We start from the raw sequence: 1,970 nt of genomic DNA on the forward strand, positions 1-1,970 counted from the left end.
ACTTTCCGAGCACCAGAAAGTTATTATCAAGCTTTTGGTCCAAATGTGGCAACTTACCAAGGTGGAAGTTACGGAGGACAAAGTTCTTATGCTTATGCCCAACAACAAGTAGCGCGCGCAAGAGCCCAAGCAGAACAACGTCGTCGCCAACAGATTCGCTATGAATATGGTTTAGCAACAGGCATCAATTCTTCACCAACAATCCGAGAAGGCCTAAATCTCGACCGCAACTGGAATACATCTTTACAGAATACATTGAAACATGTATGTAATCCAAAAACGACTAAGGGTCAAGATGATGCTAGAAAGAAACATCTGACAGCTAGTGAACTACGACAACTTATCAAAAAGGCCAACTCTGGCGATGTGTCTGCGATTGCAGCCTTGTCGAGAAGCTATGATGGTAAATCAGGCATAGGGACAGGCATACGCACAAAAGAGGAAATAGCAGCTGGAAATAGACGCGTTTGGCAGAATACAGTAGATGGTTTCAAGAAAATACCGTATATAATCGGAGAGTTTTTCTCTGTCAACGATACATACCGTCTAACTACAGGGAAAGATCCTGAAACAGGTGAGAATGCCAGTCGCATAGAAGCAGCTGGATGGCTACTAGCTGATATCGTAACATTAAAAACTAGTAAAGTTGCCAAGGGAGCTAAAGCCGCTAGTAAAGGATTGCAAGCCCTAGATGCGCTTAATGATGCTTCGAAAGTTGCGAAGGCAGCTGATAAAGCTAAAGATGCTTCGAAAGCTACAAAGGCAGTGGACAAGGCGTCAGATGCTGGTAAGCTTTTTAATCCTCCTAAATTAGATAAATTATCTCCAAAAGAGATAGTTGAACTAAATATACAGGAGCTAAAAGAAAGGCTGCCAGAAGGCTGGACATTCCATGAGCATAATGGACGTGTTCATATAAAAAATAGCAAAGGGGACTATAAAATCAGAATAGATCCACCTGATCGCATAACTGACTATAATCATATGCACATTTATGATAAAAATGGAAAACCTTTAGATATAAACGGTAATATTGTTAACAGAAAAAGTCCAGATGCCCATATTCCATGGGATAAGTACTAATGGATATTATAAAATAGAGATATGAATATTGAACAAAAACAAAAAGAATTAGATTTAACAAATTATTGGGACGCACCTGTTTACAATTTTTATGTGTCATTTTTTGGCGATGAAACTATTATTGAGTATGAGGATAATCAAAAAAAATATTGGCGCGTAACCTTCCTTTTATGTGGTAAAGTAGAGTATACAACAGATGCTTTATGGAAGAATTGGCGTGATTATGATGTGAAAAGTTTGAAAAAGACTCAACTCGGCTATTCCGCACAAAATTTCACATTGCTTCAGTATGCTCAAAATAAAAATTTTGTTGAGTGCAGAATAGATTTAGGTATTACGGATATAACAATTGTTTGTCGTGATATTCAGATAGAACATCTTGATTTAAAGGATACTCAGTTCTTTTGGCAGGATAATGAAACTCTAGAATAAGTAAAGTTTTGAGTTTGGATGATTAGAAATTATAAATTACTCTCACGAAAACAATTTGTGCCTCAGTTCTCAATTACTAACTAGGGGAAATTTTTCCCTAGTTTATTTTATTCTAGCCTCACAGTAGACAAGCGAGACAAGCTCATATCGCCAAGGAAACCATCCAGCAGGATGGTGAAACCCTAGTCCATACCTACACATACGATACTCTAGGTCAAGTGGGAAACATGACGGTATCGGATGGAGCTGGTAAGGAACTTTCTAAACTCTCCTATACCTATGACCTAGCGGGCAATAAACTGACCAGCACTGAGACAGTCGATGGCAAGGAGAACCAGACACGCTTTACCTACGATGACCATAACCGCTTGACCAAACTGGAAGGTCCAGATGGTACCATCACCTATACCTACGACAAGAATGGCAATCGCATCGCTTCTGAGAAGAACTCAGAA

The 1,970-nt window shown here is 39.1% G+C and carries 3 protein-coding genes; all 3 read left to right on the top strand.

The features are described 5' to 3' along the window. Positions 1-1,083 (top strand): pre-toxin TG domain-containing protein (locus ADI74_RS10950; RefSeq protein WP_192833036.1); only part of this gene is annotated, 1,083 nt, incomplete at its 5' end. Positions 1,084-1,104: 21 nt separating this feature from the next. After that, the gene (locus tag ADI74_RS08020; RefSeq protein WP_049538188.1) at positions 1,105-1,515 is read left to right on the top strand and encodes a hypothetical protein; all 411 of its coding nucleotides are present in this window, start codon (positions 1,105-1,107) and stop codon (positions 1,513-1,515) included. A gap of 227 nt (positions 1,516-1,742) precedes the next feature. Further along, the coding region (locus ADI74_RS08025) for an RHS repeat protein (RefSeq protein ID WP_049538190.1) at positions 1,743-1,970 on the top strand (228 nt) is incomplete at its 3' end.

It is taken from the genome of Streptococcus pseudopneumoniae (assembly GCF_001074565.1).
Classification (GTDB): Bacteria; Bacillota; Bacilli; order Lactobacillales; family Streptococcaceae; genus Streptococcus; species Streptococcus pseudopneumoniae_J.